This window comes from Ramlibacter aurantiacus, assembly GCF_016722895.1.
In the GTDB taxonomy this organism is placed as follows: Bacteria; Pseudomonadota; Gammaproteobacteria; order Burkholderiales; family Burkholderiaceae_C; genus Ramlibacter; species Ramlibacter aurantiacus.
Genome location: NZ_JAEQNA010000001.1, coordinates 470,580 through 488,379 on the forward strand (window position 1 = coordinate 470,580; position 17,800 = coordinate 488,379).

Sequence of the window (17,800 nt, forward strand, 5' to 3'; positions counted from 1 at the left end):
CCGGCCGTAGACTCGCCCCATGCAAGCCCGCCTCCTCTTCAACGTCGCCCTGCTGCTGCTCGGGCTGGTGCTGCACGGCATCGGCGGCGACAGCCGGGCCCAGGCGGGGCCCCGGCCGGTGGTTTACGTGGTCGAGATCGAGGGCATGATCGACCTGGGTCTTGCGCCCTACCTCGATCGCGTGCTGCGGCAGGCCGAACAGGAAGGTGCGCGGGCCGTGGTGCTGCACATCAACACCTTCGGCGGCCGCGTCGACGCGGCGGTGAAGATCCGCGACTCGCTGCTCGCGGCCAAGGTCCCCACCATCGCCTTCATCGACCGGCGCGCGATCTCGGCCGGGGCGCTGATCTCGCTGGCGGCCCAGCGCATCGCGATGGCCGGCGGCGGCACCATCGGCGCGGCGACGCCGGTGCAGGTGGGCGGGCCGGGCGGCGGCACCCAGCCCACCGACGAAAAGACGGTGTCCTATGTGCGCAAGGAGTTCAAGTCCACCGCCGAGGAACGGGGCCGGCCGCCGCTGCTGGCGGAAGCCATGGTCGATACCGACGTGGCCATACCCGAGCTGGTGGAGAAGGGCAAGCTGCTCACCCTGAGCACCTCCGAGGCGCTCAAGCACAAGGTGGCCGATTTCCGCGCCGACACGCTCGAGCAGGTGCTGGAGCAGTCGGGCCTGGCCGGCGCCGAGGTGCGCCAGACGTCGCCGAACTGGGCCGAGAACGTGGTGCGCCTGATCACCCAGCCGCTGCTCAGCTCGCTGCTGGTCACGGTGGCCATGCTGGGCATCATCATCGAGCTGCGCACCCCCGGCTTCGGCATTCCCGGCCTGCTGGGCGTGGGCAGCCTCGCGCTGGTGCTCTGGGGCCACTGGCTGGCCCAGCTCGCCGGCATGGAGGAGATGCTGCTGGCCGCGCTGGGCATCGCGCTGATCGCGCTGGAGATCTTCGTCATCCCGGGTTTCGGCGTCGCCGGCGTGCTGGGCATCCTGGCGCTGCTGGCGGGCCTGGTGATGACCATGAGCGGCGCCGGCAGCACCTGGGCCTTCCTCATCGGACTGGCCAGCCGGCTGGTGTTTTCGCTCCTTGTCGCCATTGCGCTGAGCCTGGTGCTGCTGCGCTTCATGCACCGCATTCCGGGCGCGCGCCGGCTGATCCTCGAGGACAAGCTGGCGGCCGGGGCGGGCTACGCCTCGCCGCCGCCTGAAGACCACGACCTGCTGGGCCGCACCGGACGCGCCTGGTCGGTGCTGCGGCCGGCCGGCATCGCCGAGATCGACGGTGAACGCCACGACGTGGTGTCCAACGGCGAGTTGATCGAGGCAGGCGAGCCCATCGAAGTCATCCGCGTCGACGGCAACCGCATCGTCGTGCGCCGCATGAACAACCTCTACACCACAACAAGGAAAACTCCATGATCGAAGGAAGCTTGCTCGGCGGTTTCGGCCTACTCATCCTGCTGGTCGTCCTGGCCGTCGTCGTGATGTACATGGTGCCGCTGCGCCTGTGGATCTCGGCCTGGGCCTCGGGCGCGTACGTGGGGCTGTTCACGCTGGTGGCCATGCGGCTGCGCCGGGTGCCGCCGCACGTGATCGTCACCGCGCGCATCAGCGCGGTGAAGGCCGGCATCGACGTCACGCTGAACGACCTGGAGGCGCATTACCTGGCCGGCGGCAACGTGGTGCGGGTGGTCAACGCCATGATCTCGGCGGACAAGGCCAGCATCCCCCTGCCCTTCAAGCGCGCGGCCGCCATCGACCTGGCCGGCCGCGACGTGCTGGAGGCGGTGCAGATGTCGGTGCTGCCCAAGGTGATCGAGACCCCGCGCATCGCGGCGGTGGCCAAGGACGGCATCCAGCTGATCGTGGTGTCGCGGGTGACGGTGCGCACCAACATCGACCGGCTGGTGGGCGGCGCCGGCGAGGAAACCATCATCGCGCGGGTGGGCGAAGGCATGGTCAGCACCATCGGCTCGGCGGCCAACCACAAGTCGGTGCTGGAGAACCCCGACCACATCTCCAAGCACATCCTGAGCCGCGGCCTCGATGCCGGCACCGCCTTCGAGATCCTGTCCATCGACATCGCCGACGTGGACGTCGGCGCCAACATCGGCGCCAAGCTGCAGATCGACCAGGCCGACGCCGACAAGCAGATCGCGCAGGCCAAGGCCGAGGAGCGGCGCGCCATGGCGGTGGCCCTGGAGCAGGAGATGCGCGCCCGCGTCGTCGAGTCCGAGGCCGAAGTGCCGCGCGCCATGGCCGAGGCCTTCCGCAGCGGCAACATGGGCATCATGGATTACTACCGCATGCGCAACCTGCAGGCCGACACCGACATGCGCCGCGAGATCGCCGGGCCCGACCAGGTCAACCCGCCCCAGGGCGGCGGCCGTAGCTGACGAGACGAGCTATGCAGGGCTTCGAGTCGCTGGTCTGGGTCTTCGCCTTCCTGGCCGCGTTCGTGTTCATGCTGTTGCAGGCCTTCCGCGACATCGCGGAAAAGCGCCGGCGCGAGGCGCGCCGCAGGCAGGAAGGCGGGTCCGACGACGCCCCGCGGTCCGCAGACGCCCCGCCTGCGCCCTCGGCCGCCACGCCGCGCACACCCTCGGCCGACGAATGGGGGCGCACGCCCTCGGCCGAGGACTGGGGCCGCGCACCGCCGCGCTATTCACCTGCGCCACCCGAGCCCGTGGTGCTGGAACCCGTGGCGCCCGTTCCCGTGGTGCTGGAGATACCGCCACGCGAGCGGCCGGCTCCGGTCAGGGTGCCGCTGAGTGAGCTGCCGTCGACCATCGAGCGCGCGGCCGACCGCGCCTTGGAACGTGCCGCGGAACGTGCCGCCGATCGCCGCGTCGACCGCTGGGCGACGCCCCCTGCGCGCAAGCGGCCGAGTCGCCGTTTTCGCCACCCCGCCGAGGTGCGCGAGGGCATCGTCGCCCTCACCGTGCTCGGGCCTTGCCGGGCGCTTGCGCCCTACGGCGACGAAGAGCAAGACCCCTCGCGTTTGCGTTAGCAGCCCGCTCGACCGGAACCTTTCAGTTTCCTGAGTCACACAACCAGCCAGCAAGGCCTGGTTGGACCCGCTGCATGTGGAGTGCTCGTCAGGCCTGTCCCGCCGACAACCTGGATCGCACCCATGATGCTTGCGCCCGCGACGTTCGCCACCGCCTTGCCGCCCGACGTGGCCGTGCTGTTCCGCGCCGAGGAACTGCCCACGCCCGTGCTTCCCCGAGGCGTCGATTTCGACCTGCAACCCGAGGGGCCCTTCGCCTGGGCCAGCCCCACCTGGCCGGCCGGTGACACGCTGCAGGAATGGGCGCAGGACTGGCTGGAACGCCCTGACCCGCCGCGCGCCTGGATCGGACTGACCGGGCACGGCCTGCAGTCGACCGCCGTGCGGGTGTGCATCGCGACACCGAGCCTGGCGATCTTCATCGTCCGGCGCTGGACCGAGGCGCTGGACCAGGGGCCCATCCTGCGGCGTCGCATCGAAGGCGCATTCGGGCTGTCGGCCCAGCTCCTTCACGATGCGTCCGAGGCGCAGCGCGCGCAAGCCTGGCCGGCGAACCAGCGCCTGCTGCTGATCGACGACGACTTCGACTCGCAACGCTGGGCCTGGCTGGCTCCCGGCGAGGGGCTGGATGCGCTGCAGGTGGACGCCATGGCCTACATCAGCGCGCTGGCCGACATCGATGCGCTGCGCAGCGCCGCGGTGGCGTGAGAAGGGACCGGCGCCATGGACACCAACCACGCACCGGCCGACTGGATCGCGGATCTTGGAACCCGACTCGGCATCCCGCGCCTGCAAGCTGGCGCGGACGGCGTGATCGCGCTGCAGGTGCAGGACCGCATGACCGTGCACATCCTGTCCAACGAGCACGACCAGGCTTTCCTGGTGTTCGCGGTGGTGGCCAGCCTGCCGCCGCAACCCGACGCCAGCCAGCTGCTGTCGCTGCTGGAGGGCAATCGCTTCTGGCATGAGACCGGCGGCGCGACGCTCAGCGTGGACGACCAGCAGCCGCCCCGCGTGCTGATGTCGCTGCGCCTCCCCTGGGCGGGGCTGGATGCGCAAGGCCTGTTCGACGAGTTCGAGCTGTTCGTCGACTGGCTGTCCCATTGGCAGCAGGCGCTGATGGCGGGGCCCGCCGCACCCGCGGCCGCAGGCGCCGCCTGGAAGCCAGGAGCCTTCGCGTAGCGCCGTGCGCCCGCATGAACGTGCCTTCACCAGCCCCGATCGCCCAAAAGGGAACATGCCATGGACCGTTTGAGCCAGCAACCCGTAGCACCCTCGCGAAGCCACCACACCGAACAAGCAGCCAAGATCGTTGACGCCGATCAGCAGGTCCAGTCACCAGAAGCTCGCCTGGTGACACAGGCAGGCGAGCAACCGAAAGCGCCACCGAGCGCCGTGAAGATGTTGTCGGTACACACCACGCCGGTGGACCCGATGCTGATGTGTACGCTGCGGTGCGAGAGCATGCCTACCGCCGCTGCCATGGTGGAAAAGTACGGCAAGGCCAAGTCCAACTTCCTGCTTTACAAGCGTTCGACCCATTACAAGGAAGCCCTGTCCGCGATCCAGAGCTACCACGATGCAATCAAGTTTCCGCGCGGCGAGGCTTCGCAGTCCGCGGCGGGACACTTGGAACGCGCGATCAGGGCCATCAATTCCTACAAAGGCAGTCGTGCACTGAAGGCGGTGCTAACGCGCCTGGAGGCAGAGCGGACGTTGCTCAAGAATCTCCAGACCGAGGCGCCCACGGGTCGCCCCTTGATGGTGGACCTGGAGTTGTTTGGTGGTCCGCAAGCGGACCTCACGGTGCAGACGACGGACCGTCTGAAGCCCGGCACCCTCGCCGCATTCCGACAGCGTGGCGTGCCCATCACGGAGACGCTGGTCAATGAAGTGTGTGACGGCAGCATCCCGCGCGGGTCGGACTCGAAGGCCTGGGGCACTGGCGGGTTCAACACGGTCTACCGGGTCGACTACCAATTCAAGCCGGAAGACAAGCCCGTGGCATCCGTGTTCAAGCCTGAACCGATGGAAGGGTCCCATCAGTACGAGAGTAGGCCGGTGGCTGCGGAGATCTCCGGAATCGACCCCGCGAAGCCGAACTGGACCGGCCGGGCATCGGCCAGCCGTGCCGTCGCGGACATGTTGGGCATCGAGACCCTGCGCACCGCGACGGCGGTTCGCGACGGCCAGCTGGGTTCGGTGATGGAGCTGGCCCCGGGTGTCCCGACCTGGGCCACAGGGACCATGCGCATCCCGCTCACGAAGCGCAACTTCGACTACCTGACCGCTCACCCGCTACAACTGGAGCTCTACGCCAGCTCCCAGGGCTGCGGCTCGGCGAAGCTCGACCCGAGCAGCGGTACGCTGCTCCTGACCGCACACGAAACCGGCGATATCTCCTCACGCGTGGACTTCGGCGACCCGGAGCTGCGCAGGCAGATGACGCAGCTGCAGTGGTGGGATGCCTTGACCGGCCAGGTCGACCGGCACGGACAGAACATCTTCATCGCGCAGAACAAGGATGGGACCCGGGTCCGTGGGATCGATCTGGACATATCCTGGGGCAAGAATCTGAGAACTCCCAACGAGGCGGCCAGGCGCCACGGCGAAGACGGCAAGCCCACCGGCTTTCACGGCGCCCGCCTGCCTCTGGTCATCGATCGCCCGCTGTACGCGGCGTTCATGAAGATGACGCCCGAGCAGCTCGAGAAAGCCCTCGTCGGCCGCCTGTCAGACCCCGAAGAAATCGCGGCGGCGAAGGAGCGCCTGCAGTCCATCAAGAACGCACTGGCCGACGGTGCGGACCCTCCGGTCCAGGTGTTGGATAGCCCCGAGGCATGGGGTGAAGACAGGGTCGCGAACGCCCTGGGCTTGAATTCGGACATGCGTGCGGTACTCGATGCCGCAGGCCGGGGAGAACCCCTTGACGAGACGCTTGTGAGGAAATTGGATGCGGAAGCCGCAAGGGATGCGAGTTACGTCGCCCGGGAAGCTTGCGGCCTCGCCGTCAACTGGTACATGAACAACGAGGGCGTTTCGGGCATTGCCGTCCCGGACCTCACCAAGCTCGACGCGCCCGCGAGTACGAGTTGGTGGCGCTGAGCCCCTCTGCCACCCGGAACCTTTCATTTTCCTGAGTTACCGACGGCTGGCACGGGTTCGGTCCGGGGGGCGCATCGGCCGCCGCGACGCGGTCCCGCGCATCGCCGGGGAGCACGCATGGCAACAGTCTCAGGTCCTGGGCCCGTCAGGGGCCAGCCGTTCCCGCCAGGAGCCGATCCTGGGCGTGCCGACCGGGCGCTCAGTGCACAGGCGCGGCAACCCGGTCTGCCGGCACCGCGCTCGCCGCTGGCCGGCACCGGCACCCTGGCCAGTGCCGACCTCGCCTTGACAAAAGACGCGTTGCTGTCGGGCGCAGCCGATCCCGTCGAATGAACATCCCAGAGCCCATTCGCCATTTGATCCGCCACCTGGGGCGGCACCTGGGCATTCGCAAGCTGCAACCGGGTCCCGACGGCGTGGTGGCCGTGCTGGTGGGCGATCAGGTGCGGCTGCACATCCTGCCCAAGCCCATCGAGCGCGAGTTCCTGCTGTTCGCCGTGGTGGGTACGCTGGCCCCTGAACCGCCGCTCGAGCAGCTGGCTTGCCTGCTGCGGGCCAACCGCTTCTGGCGCGCCACGGGCGGCGCCACGCTCAGCCTGGATGACGAGGACCCGCCGCGGGTGGTGATGGCGCAGCGCGTCTCGTGGCATCTGGCCGAGGCCGAGTTCATCGACCAGGTGGAGGAGTTCGTCGGCTGGGTCAGCCAATGGCGCAAGGACCTTCAGAAGGAGGGGTGGAAATCGGCGGATGCCCAGGCGCCCTCGCCCGCGCCCGGGGCGATCTACGGTTGAAAGCGACGCCGCGTCAGACCTTGGAGACCGTCTGGCCCGATTCCGCCGAAGCCGCCGCGCCGCGCACCAATGCGGCCACCTGGCGCACGAAGATCGAGCCCTCGACGGGCTTGGGCAGGAAGCCATCGAAACCCGCGCGCAGCGCCTGCGCCGCGTCCTCGGCCCGGGTGAAGGCCGTGAGCGCCAGGGCCGGCACCCGCGCCAGGCGCTCATCGGGATGCGCACGAAGGCGGCGGATCAACTCATAGCCGTCGACCACTGGCATGCCGATGTCGCTCACCAGCACATCGGGCCGCTCGTACGAGAGCGCGAACAAGGCTTCTTCGGCCCCGCCGGCCAGGATCACCCGGGCGCCGCAGTCCGAGAGCATCTGCGCCAGCAGGTCGCGCGCGTCGGCCTGGTCGTCGACCACCATCACGCAATGACCCTCCAGGTGCACCGGCTCGAACGCGATCGCCTGCGCCGGCGCGTGCGGCGCCAACAGGCTGGGACGACCGGGAGTTTCGTGGCTGGTCAACGGCAGCCGCACGGTGAAACGGGCGCCCCGCCCGTCGCCGTCGCTCGCCGCCTCGATGGAGCCGCCGTGCAACTCGACCAGCTGCCGCACGATGGCCAGCCCGATGCCCAGTCCGCCGTAGCGGCGCGCCGTCGATGCCTCGGCCTGCCGGAAGGGCTCGAAGACGTGGGGCAGGAAGTCTGGCGGAATGCCACCACCGGTATCGGTGACCTCGACTTCCACCCCGTCGCCGCGTCGCCGGAGCGCCAGGCGGACGCGCCCGCCCGTCGGGGTGAACTTGATCGCGTTGGACAGCAGGTTCCACAGGACCTGCTGCAGCCGGCTCGGGTCACCCCAGATGCGCGGCACGCCGGGCTCGAGGTCGCTGTCCAGCTCGATGTCCTTGGCCACCGCGGCAGGCTGCGCGGTCTCGAGTGCGGCCTTCATCACCTGCGCCGGATCGACCCAGTGGCACTCCAGCCGCACCTTGCCCGAGACGACGCGGCTCATGTCGAGCAGGTCTTCGATCAGCTGGGCCTGCAGGCGCGCGTTGCGTTCGATGGTCTGCAGCCCGCGCTGCACCGAGGCTTCGTCGCGCTTCAGGTGCAGCAGCTGCACCCAGCCGAGGATGGCATTGAGCGGCGTGCGCAACTCGTGCGACAGCGTGGCCAGGAACTGGTCCTTGGTCGCGCTGGCCCGCTCGGCCTCGGCCCGCGCCGCGCGTTCCCGCTCGAGCAGCACCTGGCGCTCGGCCGACAGACGCTCGGACATTCGCAGCACCTCGGTGCGCGCCTCCAGCCTGGCGTCGAAGACCGAGGTGATCAGTGCGATGGCCAGCACCGCCACGGTGGCCACGATGACCCACAGCGCGAGTTCGGTGAGGGTGAAGGTGCTGGAGGCCGCCAGGCACACGCTGCCCAGCGGGAAGTTGGCGGCCGCCATGCCGGTGTAGTGCATGCCGGCAATCGCCAGGCCCATGAGCAGCGCGGCCTGCAGCCGCCGCTGCCACAACCGGGGACCGCCGCTGCGAAGCCGCAAGGCGATCCACAGGGCAGCGCCCGCCGCGCCGATGGCGATCACCACCGAGGCGGCCACCTGCGGCAGGTCCCACTGGATGCCCGGCTCCATGCGCAAGGCCGCCATGCCCACGTAATGCATGGCGTTGATGCCCAGCCCGATGACGATCGCCGAACCCACCAGCTCACGGGTCCGGACGCGTTCACGGCCGATCTGCCACAGGGCCAGCGCCGAAGCGCCGATGGGAATCAGCCAGGAGACAAACGTGATGGCGAAGTCATATCCCAGCGCGATCGGCAGTCGAAAGGCCAGCATGCCGACGAAGTGCATGGACCAGATGCCCGTGCCCATGGCAAAGGCGCCGCCCGCGATCCACCACCGGGCCGCGCGTGCATCTCCCTGGTGCACTCGACCCGCCAGGCCGAGCGCCGTGTACGAAGCGAACACCGCCACCAGCAGGGAGATCAGGACCAGCGCCGGGTCGTATCGGCCTTCCAGCATGGGAACAGCGGTGGGTGGAGGTGAGGTGGTGGGAACCCGGTGGTGGTGAGGGCACACCCGAGCTGGCCGGGCGCGATTGTACGGACCACGTCCTCAGCGTTTCACCGGAGATCCGCGGACGCGGCCAGGGCGGCGGACCTGCAGGTCTCCAGCGCCTGCAGCACCGCGGCGACTTCGACCGGCTTGACCAGGTAATCGTCGAAGCCGGCTGCAACTGCTGCTTCGCGGTTCGCGGAACCGGCCCATCCGGTCACCGCCAGCACGCAGGCACGTGCGCCCGGATCCTCTTGGCGGCGCAGGCGACGGCAGACCTCGAAGCCGTCGATGCCCGGCAGGCCGATGTCCAGCAGCACGATATCGGGCCGCAGGCGCCGGGCCATCTCCAGGGCCTCTTCAGCATCGGCCGCGCCGTGGGTGCGGTGGCCGTAGGTTTCCAGCAGCAGCGCCATCATCTCCACCGCATCGCGGTTGTCATCGACGATCAGGATGGACAGGGGCTCCCGGTCCGGGCAGGTTGATGCGCTCATCAGCAGGGAGTGGTTGAAGTCAAGGCGGGCCATGGGGGTGGAAGGGCCACCGCTGGCGCGACGCCACACGGACGACCTGCGGGCACGTCGGGTTTCATGGGGGTGCTGGACAACAGGCCGCCTGGACGGCACTCATGCGGCCGACTCGGCCGCGGGCGTCCGGGTGCTGGCGACCAGGCCCTCCAGCTCCTGCACAGCCTGGTCCCACAAGGCCCAGGCGGCATCGCCATCGATCTCGGCGGCGTCCGGCACCGGGATATGGACCTCGGGCTCATGGTGTGCCCGGGGCGGCCCCTCGGCCACCGGCCGGCGAACCGAAGAACGCTTGAAGACATTGAACATCAGTCTCCCCCTGGGACAGCAGTTGGAGAGGCATTGTTGGCCTTCCAAAGATCAGTCAATGTCAGACGAAAACGATTCTGCGGCTGGGCTCAAGCGGATACCGATGGGTTTCCAGGCGTATCCGAGGGCCGCACTGACAGCGGCCAGCATCGGCGCCGGCCAGCATGGTTCCATGCGACCGACATGGAGGACCACGCATGAAATGGGAACGATGGGCATTGGCCGCGGCGGTCGCCGTCGTGGTGGGGCTGATCGGCTGGGCCGGCCTGAACGTGCTGCTCGGCTCGGGCTGAACGCCTGCACCGGGACGCGGTGCCAGGGGGATGGATGGTCGGAGCGAAAGGATTCGAACCTTCGACCCTCTGGTCCCAAACCAGATGCGCTACCAGGCTGCGCTACGCTCCGACTGCCGGCGATTCTAACGGCCGCACGGCACGTAAAAATGCCGGCCTTGCGGGCCGGCATTTTTCATGGGCGCCGACGGGCCCGGTCAGGGCTGCTGCTTGCGCTCCTGCCCCGGAGGCATGCAGCCGTTGTCACGCTTGGCCAGGCCCGGAGGGCAATCGGACGGGCCCACGCCGCGGTTGCCCATGGCGCTCGAACCCGAGGTCGAGCCCGAGCCCGAGCCGGTGCCGCTGTCGCCGCTCACCGACCCGCTGCCAGAGGTCGTGCCGGGCAGATAGATGTTGTTGGTGTTGTGGTTCGTGGCGCTCGAGCCCGAGGTCGAGCCGCTGCCGCTGATCGCACCCGACGAGGGCGTATCGCCGGCGGCACCGCCGGTCACGCCCGTGTGGCCGCCGCCGGGGCCCGTGGTGGCGTCCACGCCCGCACCCGCGCCCGCTCCCGCACCGGCGCTGGGTCCGGCGCCCATCGTCGAGCTGGTTGTGCCCGGCACTCCGATGTTGTTGGTGTTGGCGTTGTTCACGGTCGCGTCCGAGCTGGATGCGCTGCCGCTGGTGGCCGTGGAACCGGTCGCGGGTCCGGGCACGATGGCCCCGCCCGAGGCGCCCAGCACGCCGCCGGTCGTCGCGCCCGGCGCGGTCACCGTGCTACCCGAGGTCGCTTGTGCCATCACCCCTCCGGCCAGCACGGACGCCATCAAAAAGCTCAAGAGTTTGCTCATCAGGATCTCCATTCAAAGTGGACCCCGCCACGGGTCTCGCGGCAGGAGTCGACGGGATGCTGCCCAGCCGATGCGAGGGGCCGGGCCGGACGGATGGGCAGATCAGGGTGCGCGACCGTCCGGCGCGGGCGTAGGACATCCCTCGTGCCGCATCGGCGAATGCCGACGGTTCAGACGGATCGAGGCTCTTCGGTGGCCGCTTGCCTGTTGGTGCTGCGTGTGCGCGGCACCGCACGCTCGAGGTCCCGCAGCGATTGCTTGATGGTGCGCGACGCGGTGTCCACCACCGCATCGGCCCGCGCGTACAAGGCCTCGCGGCTGGACAGGATGCGCCGGATATCGTCCATCGCCTCGGCCATGGCGGTCTGGGCGCCGGTGCGGTCGCCTTCGAACGGGCGCAGGTCGCCTTGCGCAACCACCCGGCTCATGTGCTCTTCGGGGCTGGCCTTGAGCCACACGCAATAGAAGCGGCTTTGCAGCAGGTCGAAGGTTTCGCGTTCGCTCACGATGCTGCCGCCGGTGGTCATCACCACCCCGTCGGGATGCTCATCGGCGATGCGCAGCAGCGCACGCCGCTCGTAGCGCCGATAGCCGGCCTGTCCGTGCAGCAGCAGGATCTCGTTCATGCTGGTGCCGGCCTCGCGTTCGATCTCGCGGTCGAGTTCGACGAAAGGCACTTGGCGCTGGGCGGCCAGCTGCGCGCCCAGCGTGCTCTTGCCGGCGCCCCGCAAGCCGATCAACGCGATCCGCCGCTCGCGCCCCTTTTCGTCGGCCAGACCGAAGGTGGCCGCCAGCAGCGCATGCGCCTGGTCCAGTTGCTGGTCGTCCAGCCGCGCCAGCAGGTTCTGCAGGCGCGACAGCGCAGGCCGGGGCGCGTCCTGCAACAGCTCGAGGATGCTGATGTTCAAGGCCCGCGCCGCCGCTTCCAGCGAGTTGATGGAGACATTGCCCTTGCCGCTTTCCACGTCGGCCAGGAAGCGCTCGGACAACCCCGAGTCGGCCGCCAGCTGGCGCCGGGTCATGCCGCGCCGAGCCCGCCACGCGCGCACGCGCCCACCCAGCTCGGCCAAGGTGCCGCGGGCATCAACGTCGGAGGTGGGCGGCTGCATCGGAAAGGCTGTTTTTCTTGTATCGGTGCTTGCGTCGTCCGGGGTGGCTTGCAATATACTTCCGGCAAAAATAGCGTCAAGCAGTTTACTGCATCGCATGACCCGCTGACCGCGCCGGAGCGGCGCGTCCCGTGGGCCCTGCTACGCAGCGGCGATGCACTTTATCGCAGCTGCCGGGCCCAACCTGAGGCGCGGGCCACGACAACGACTTTGGAGACAACGCCTTGAACCTCAGCGAAGCCGACCACCGCAGCTCGCCTCCCCGGGTGAGCATCCCGCGCGAGTACAACGCGGCGCACGACCTGCTGGAGCGCAACGCGCAGCGCGGCGCCAAGCCGGCCTTCATCGACGCGGCCACCGGCGCGGCGCTCAGCTACGCCGAACTGGCCGAGCAGGCCCACCGCTTCGCCAACGCCTTGCGTGCGCGCGGCATCGCACCGGAAAGCCGGGCGCTGGTGGCCATGTGGGACACGCCCGAGTGGCCGGTGGTCTTCCTGGGCTGCATCCTGGCCGGCGTGGTGCCGGTGGCGGTGAACACCTTGCTGACCTCCGCCGACTTCGAGTTCATGCTGCGCGACTCGCGCGCCCAGGCGCTGTTCGTCTCCAAGCCGCTGCGGCCCGCGTTCGAGGAACCGCTCCAGAAAATGGAATGGTTGCGCCACGTGGCCACGGCCGGCGACGACGGGCCGGACAGCGTGGCCGGCTGGTGCGCCGCCGCCGATGCCGCGCGCCGCGTGGCGCCGACCTGCTGCGACGAGCCCTGCTTCTGGCTGTACTCGAGCGGGTCCACCGGCACGCCCAAGGGCACGGTGCACCTGCACAGCCATCTGGTCCAGACGGCCGAGCTGTACGGGCGCGGCGTGCTGGGCATCCGGGAGGACGACGTCGTCTTCTCGGCGGCCAAGCTGTTCTTCGCCTATGGCCTGGGCAACGGCCTCACCTTCCCGATGAGCGTGGGCGCCACCACCGTGCTGCTGCCCGGCCGCCCCACCACCACCGACGTGTTCCGCGTGCTGCGCGAGCAGCGCCCCACCCTCTTCTACGGCGTTCCCACCCTGTACGCCGGCCTGCTGGCCGACCCCGACCGACCGGCCCGCGCCGAGCTGCGCCTGCGCGTGTGCACCAGCGCCGGCGAAGCCTTGCCGGCCGAGATCGGCAAGCGCTGGTCCGAGGCCTACGGCTGCGAAATCCTCGACGGCATCGGCTCCACCGAGATGCTGCACATCTTCCTGTCCAACCGGCCCGGCGCCGTGCGCTACGGCACCACCGGCCAGGCCGTGCCGGGGTACGAGCTGCGCATCGTCGGCGACGACGGCCGCGAGTGCGCGGATGGCGAGATCGGCGAGCTGCAGATCAAGGGCCCGAGCGCCGCGCTCATGTACTGGAACAACCGCGAGCGCACCAAGCACACCTTCTGCGGCGAATGGACCCGCAGCGGCGACAAGTACACGCGCGACGCCGACGGCTACTACACCTATGGCGGGCGCAGCGACGACATGCTCAAGGTCGGCGGCATCTATGTCTCGCCCTTCGAGGTCGAGGCTTCGCTGATGACCCACCCGGCCGTGCTGGAAGCCGCGGTGATCGGCGTGGCCGACGACGACCGCCTGGTCAAGCCCAAGGCTTTCGTGGTGCTCAAGGCCGGCCAAAGCGCCAGCGAGGCGGACCTGCAGGCCCATGTGAAACAGCAGCTCGCGCCCTACAAGTACCCGCGCTGGATCGAGTTCGTGGGCGAGTTGCCCAAGACCGCCACCGGCAAGATCCAGCGCTTCCGCCTGCGCGCCGCGCAGGGCGCGGCCTGAGGGTTAGCCATGTGGCCGCGCACGCGCATCCTCGGGTAAAAAACAGCACGCTCGCGGGCACTGCACTTCCAGCCGCCGCCCCCGCCCCGAACCCTCAGAAAAAGGAGACTCCATGACCACTCGTCGAATCGTCCTCACCCGCGGTGCCGCCCTCGTGGGCGCCGCCTCCACCAGCCTGCTGCTGCCCACGATCGCCCGCTCGCAGTCCGATCGCATCCGCGTCGGCCTGATGCTGCCCTACACCGGCACCTTCGCGCAGCTGGGGGTGGCCATCGAGAACGGCGTGCGCATGGCCATCGACGAGCGTGGCGGCAAGCTCGGTGGCCGCACCATCGAGTGGTTCAAGGTCGACGACGAGTCCGAGCCGTCCAAGGGCGTCGAGAACGCGCAGCGCCTCGTGCAGCGCGACAAGGTCGACGTGCTGATCGGCACCGTGCACTCGGGCGTGCAGATGGGCATCCACCGCGTCGCACGCGACACCGGCGTGCTCAACATCATCCCCAACGCCGGCGTGCACGCCGCCACCCGCTCCTTGTGCGCGCCCAACGTCTTCCGCACCTCGTTCACCAACAGCCAGCCCACGCTCGCCCTGGGCAAGCCCATGATGGACAAGGGCCTGAAGCGCACGGTGTGGATCACCTGGAAATACGCCGCCGGCGAGGAAGCCTTCGAAGGCTTCAAGGAGAGCTACACCAAAGCCGGCGGCACCATCGTGCGCGAGCTGGGCCTGCCCTTCCCCAACGTCGAGTTCCAGGCGCTGCTCACCGAGATCGCCTCGCTGCGGCCCGATGCCGTGGCCTGCTTCTTCGCGGGCGGCGGCGCGGCCAAGTTCATCCGCGACTACGCAGCCGCGGGCCTGAAGGACCGCATCCCCCTGTGGGGCTCGGGCTTCCTCACCGAGGGCGTGCTCGATGCCGCCGGCCCTGCGGCCGAAGGCATCATGACCACCATGCACTACGCCGACTCGCTGGACACGCCGCGCAACAAGCAGTTCCGCCTGGCTTACGCAAAGGCCTTCCGGCTGCAGCCCGACGTGTATGCGGTGCAGGGCTACGACAGTGGACTGCTGCTCTCGCAGGGCATGGAGGCCGTCAAGGGCGACTTCGGCAACAAGAAGGCGCTGTACGCCGCGATGGAGAAGCAGACCATCGACAGCCCCCGCGGCAAGTGGACGATGAGCCCGTCCCACAACCCCATCCAGGACATGTACCTGCGCAGGGTCGAGAACAAGGACAACAAGGTGGTGGGCATCGCCGCCAAGGCGCTGGCCGACTCCGGCGCCGGTTGCCGCATGGCCGGCTGATCCTGGATCGCCGCATCCGAACAAAGCGGCGGATGCCCTCCGCCGCTTTTTTGTGTCCGAACCGATGACCATCGCCAACTTCCTGATCCAACTTCTCAACAGCGTGCAGTACGGGCTGCTGCTGTTCATGCTGGCCGCCGGCCTGACGCTGATCTTCGGCATCATGGGCGTGGTCAACCTGGCGCACGGCAGCTTCTACATGCTGGGCGCCTACCTGGCCTGGTCCCTGTCCTCGCTGTTCGGCAACCTGGCCGTGGCCATCGTGGTCGGTGCGGGGCTGGCGGTCGTCTTCGGGTTGCTGCTGGAGCGATTGCTGTTCCGGCACTTCTACACGCGCGACCACCTCGACCAGGTGCTGCTCACCTTCGGCCTGATCTACATCTTCGAGGAGGCGCGCTCCCTGATCTGGGGCGACGACGTGCACGGCGTGCCGGTGCCTGCCTTGCTCGCCGGATCGGTGCCGCTCACCGACAACCTCTCCTATCCCGTGTACCGGCTGTTCATCTCCGCCATCTGCATCGCGCTGGCGATCGGCCTCTACCTGCTGATCTCCAAGACCCGGCTGGGCATGAAGATCCGCGCCGGCGCCTTCAACCGCGACATGACCGAGGCCCTGGGCATCAACATCCGGCGCATCTACGCCATCGTGTTCGCGCTGGGCGTGGCCCTGGCCACCGTGGCCGGCATGATCGCCGCGCCCATCTCCAGCGTGTACCCCAACATGGGCTCGCAGGTGCTGATCATGGCCTTCGTGGTGGTGGTCATCGGTGGCATCGGCTCGGTGCGCGGAGCCATGATCGCGGCGCTGCTGGTGGGGCTGGTCGACACCTTCGGCAAGGTACTCCTGCCGCAGGTGGCGGGCATGCTGGTCTACATGTTGATGGCAGCCGTGCTGCTGTGGAAGCCCGAAGGATTGTTCAAGCAATGAGCGCCGCACAAACCCATCTCGAAGCCCTGCCGCGCAGCATCCAGCTGCTGCTGGGGCTGGCCTTCGTGGCGCTTGCCGCCTTTCCTTTCGTATCCACCGATTACTACGTCTCGGTGGTGGCCCGCATGATGATCCTGGGCATCTTCGCCATGAGCCTGGACCTGCTGCAGGGCGTGACCGGACTGGTGTCGCTGGGACATGCGGCCTACTTCGGCCTGGCCGGCTACGCGCTGGCCTTCATCACGCCCACCAGCGAGCCGATCAGCCTGTACTGGAGCCTGCCGGTGGCCGTGGCCGCCTCGGCCCTGGGCGCGCTGGTCATCGGCTTCCTGGTGGTGCGCACGCACGGCATCTACTTCATCATGGTCACGATGGCCTTCTCGATGATGTTGTTCTACCTGTTCTTCGACAACAAGGCGCTGGGCGGATCGGACGGGCTGTACATCAACTTCCGCCCCACGGCCATCCTGTTCGACCTGGAGGACCGGCGCGTCTTCTACTACTTCACGCTGGGCACGCTGGGGGTGGTCTACCTGTTCCTGCGGCGCCTGCTCTGGAGCCCCTTCGGCCGGGTGCTCGCCGGCATCCGCGTCAACGAGCACCGCATGCGCGCGGTCGGCTACGGCACCTTCGGCTACAAGCTCGCGGCCTTCACCATGGCCGGCGCGCTGGCTGGGCTGGCGGGCTACCTGTGGGCCATGCAGACGGGCTTCATCAACCCCGAGCTGCTCGGGTTCCACCTCAGCGCGCACGCGATCATGATGGTCATCCTGGGAGGCATGGGCAACTTCGCCGGCGCCATCATCGGGGCCTTCGCCTTCGAGTACCTGCTGCACTGGTTCAAGGACCTGCCGGCCATCGGCGACTTCAACACCGGCAAGCACTGGCAGTTGTGGATGGGCCTGTTCATCGTCCTCGTGGTGGCCTTCGCACCGCGCGGCCTGCTGGGTGTGGCCGAGCGGCTGCTGCGTGGCCGGGGAGCGCGCCATGAATGACGTGCTGCTCTCGGCCAGCCACCTCACCAAGCGCTTCGGCGGCCTGGCTGCCGTCAACGACGTCTCGGTCGACCTGTGGCTGGGCCGCATCCACGCGGTGATCGGACCCAACGGCGCGGGCAAGTCCACCCTCACCAACCTGCTGTCGGGCGACCTGCCGCCCACCTCGGGCCGCATCATGCTGGGTGAGCGCGAGATCACAGGCCGCAGCCCGGAGCGCATCGCCCGCGCCGGCCTGGGCCGCAGCTACCAGAAGACCAACATCTTCCAGCCCTTCACGGTGTGGGAGAACGTGCGCCTGGCCGCGCAATCGCGCGCGCCCCGCCCCTGGCACTGGCTGGCCCGCGCCACCTCGTTCGCCGACACCAACGAGCGCGCCGAGCGCGCGCTCGAACTGGCGGGCCTCACGCACCGGCGCGATGTCGTCGCCGGCGTCACCGCCCACGGCGAACAACGCCAGCTGGAAATCGCCATGACCCTGGCCACCTCGCCGCGCGTGCTGCTGCTCGACGAACCCCTGGCCGGCATGGGCACCGTGGAGGCCGAAAGCATGGTGGCCCTGCTGCAGCGGCTCAAGGCCGAGCACGCCATCATGCTGGTGGAGCACGACATGGACGCCGTCTTCGCGCTGGCAGATCGCCTCACCGTGATGGTCAACGGGCAGGTCATCTCCAGCGGCGAACCGGCGCAGGTGCGCTCGGACCCGAACGTGCAGGCGGCCTACCTGGGGGAGGAAACGGCATGAGCGCCGCCCGACCG

18 protein-coding genes and 1 tRNA gene are annotated in these 17,800 nt (G+C 68.9%); 13 read left to right on the forward strand and 6 right to left on the reverse strand.

What is annotated here, in order from left to right; translation table 11 throughout:
* The first annotated feature begins 19 nt into the window (after positions 1–19).
* The 8 genes from JI739_RS02195 (at position 20) to JI739_RS02230 (ending at position 6,898) form a co-directional block, all read left to right on the forward strand.
* On the forward strand, positions 20–1,411 hold the full coding sequence (locus JI739_RS02195) for an NfeD family protein (RefSeq protein WP_201682199.1): 1,392 nt from the start codon (positions 20–22) through the stop codon (positions 1,409–1,411).
* Positions 1,408–2,388: a flotillin-like protein FloA gene (gene floA, locus JI739_RS02200; RefSeq protein ID WP_201682200.1), complete on the forward strand. Its 981-nt coding sequence runs from the start codon at positions 1,408–1,410 to the stop codon at positions 2,386–2,388. The genes JI739_RS02195 and floA overlap by 4 nt, the downstream gene beginning before the upstream one ends.
* An 11-nt stretch (positions 2,389–2,399) precedes the next feature.
* A complete protein-coding gene (locus JI739_RS02205; protein ID WP_201682201.1) occupies positions 2,400–3,002 on the forward strand; it encodes a hypothetical protein in 603 nt (200 codons plus the stop codon).
* 123 nt (positions 3,003–3,125) lie between these two features.
* Positions 3,126–3,710, forward strand: a complete 585-nt coding sequence (locus JI739_RS02210) for a hypothetical protein (RefSeq protein WP_201682202.1) — start codon at positions 3,126–3,128, stop codon at positions 3,708–3,710.
* Between the two features lie 15 nt (positions 3,711–3,725).
* A complete protein-coding gene (locus JI739_RS02215) occupies positions 3,726–4,184 on the forward strand; it encodes a type III secretion system chaperone (RefSeq protein WP_201682203.1) in 459 nt (152 codons plus the stop codon).
* Between the two features lie 60 nt (positions 4,185–4,244).
* Positions 4,245–6,107: a hypothetical protein gene (locus tag JI739_RS02220; RefSeq protein WP_201682204.1), complete on the forward strand. Its 1,863-nt coding sequence runs from the start codon at positions 4,245–4,247 to the stop codon at positions 6,105–6,107.
* A 117-nt stretch (positions 6,108–6,224) separates the two neighbouring features.
* Positions 6,225–6,440, forward strand: coding sequence for a hypothetical protein (locus JI739_RS02225; protein WP_201682205.1), 216 nt, complete (start codon positions 6,225–6,227; stop codon positions 6,438–6,440).
* Entirely contained in the window at positions 6,437–6,898 is a 462-nt protein-coding gene (locus tag JI739_RS02230) for a type III secretion system chaperone (RefSeq protein ID WP_201682206.1), read from the forward strand. The genes JI739_RS02225 and JI739_RS02230 overlap by 4 nt, the downstream gene beginning before the upstream one ends.
* A gap of 13 nt (positions 6,899–6,911) precedes the next feature.
* On the opposite strand, the gene JI739_RS02235 is transcribed toward JI739_RS02230, so the two are convergent.
* The 6 genes from JI739_RS02235 to JI739_RS02260 form a co-directional block, all read right to left on the reverse strand.
* Positions 6,912–8,912 (reverse strand): hybrid sensor histidine kinase/response regulator, encoded by a 2,001-nt coding sequence (locus tag JI739_RS02235; RefSeq protein WP_201682207.1) that lies wholly within the window; start codon positions 8,910–8,912, stop codon positions 6,912–6,914.
* A gap of 101 nt (positions 8,913–9,013) precedes the next feature.
* Complete coding sequence (locus JI739_RS02240; protein WP_236589026.1) at positions 9,014–9,439, reverse strand: response regulator; 426 nt, start codon at positions 9,437–9,439, stop codon at positions 9,014–9,016.
* 132 nt (positions 9,440–9,571) lie between these two features.
* On the reverse strand, positions 9,572–9,781 hold the full coding sequence (locus JI739_RS02245) for a hypothetical protein (protein WP_201682209.1): 210 nt from the start codon (positions 9,779–9,781) through the stop codon (positions 9,572–9,574).
* A 328-nt stretch (positions 9,782–10,109) separates the two neighbouring features.
* Positions 10,110–10,186 (reverse strand) — tRNA-Pro (locus JI739_RS02250).
* Between the two features lie 85 nt (positions 10,187–10,271).
* Positions 10,272–10,904 (reverse strand): hypothetical protein, encoded by a 633-nt coding sequence (locus JI739_RS02255; RefSeq protein WP_201682210.1) that lies wholly within the window; start codon positions 10,902–10,904, stop codon positions 10,272–10,274.
* A gap of 170 nt (positions 10,905–11,074) precedes the next feature.
* Positions 11,075–12,013, reverse strand: coding sequence for a helix-turn-helix transcriptional regulator (locus JI739_RS02260; RefSeq protein ID WP_201682211.1), 939 nt, complete (start codon positions 12,011–12,013; stop codon positions 11,075–11,077).
* A gap of 224 nt (positions 12,014–12,237) precedes the next feature.
* On the opposite strand from JI739_RS02260, the gene JI739_RS02265 reads away from it, so the two are divergent.
* The 5 genes from JI739_RS02265 (at position 12,238) to JI739_RS02285 (ending at position 17,786) form a co-directional block, all read left to right on the forward strand.
* Complete coding sequence (locus JI739_RS02265; protein WP_201682212.1) at positions 12,238–13,815, forward strand: benzoate-CoA ligase family protein; 1,578 nt, start codon at positions 12,238–12,240, stop codon at positions 13,813–13,815.
* 112 nt (positions 13,816–13,927) lie between these two features.
* Positions 13,928–15,118, forward strand: a complete 1,191-nt coding sequence (locus JI739_RS02270) for an ABC transporter substrate-binding protein (protein WP_201682213.1) — start codon at positions 13,928–13,930, stop codon at positions 15,116–15,118.
* Between the two features lie 64 nt (positions 15,119–15,182).
* Positions 15,183–16,046, forward strand: a complete 864-nt coding sequence (locus JI739_RS02275; protein WP_201682214.1) for a branched-chain amino acid ABC transporter permease — start codon at positions 15,183–15,185, stop codon at positions 16,044–16,046.
* Positions 16,043–17,041, forward strand: a complete 999-nt coding sequence (locus JI739_RS02280) for a branched-chain amino acid ABC transporter permease (protein ID WP_201682215.1) — start codon at positions 16,043–16,045, stop codon at positions 17,039–17,041. Before JI739_RS02275 ends, JI739_RS02280 begins: the two co-directional genes overlap by 4 nt.
* Positions 17,034–17,786 carry an ABC transporter ATP-binding protein gene (locus JI739_RS02285; protein WP_201682216.1) on the forward strand — a complete coding sequence of 251 codons (753 nt, stop codon included), beginning with the start codon at positions 17,034–17,036 and terminating at the stop codon, positions 17,784–17,786. The genes JI739_RS02280 and JI739_RS02285 overlap by 8 nt, the downstream gene beginning before the upstream one ends.
* Positions 17,787–17,800 lie beyond the last annotated feature (14 nt).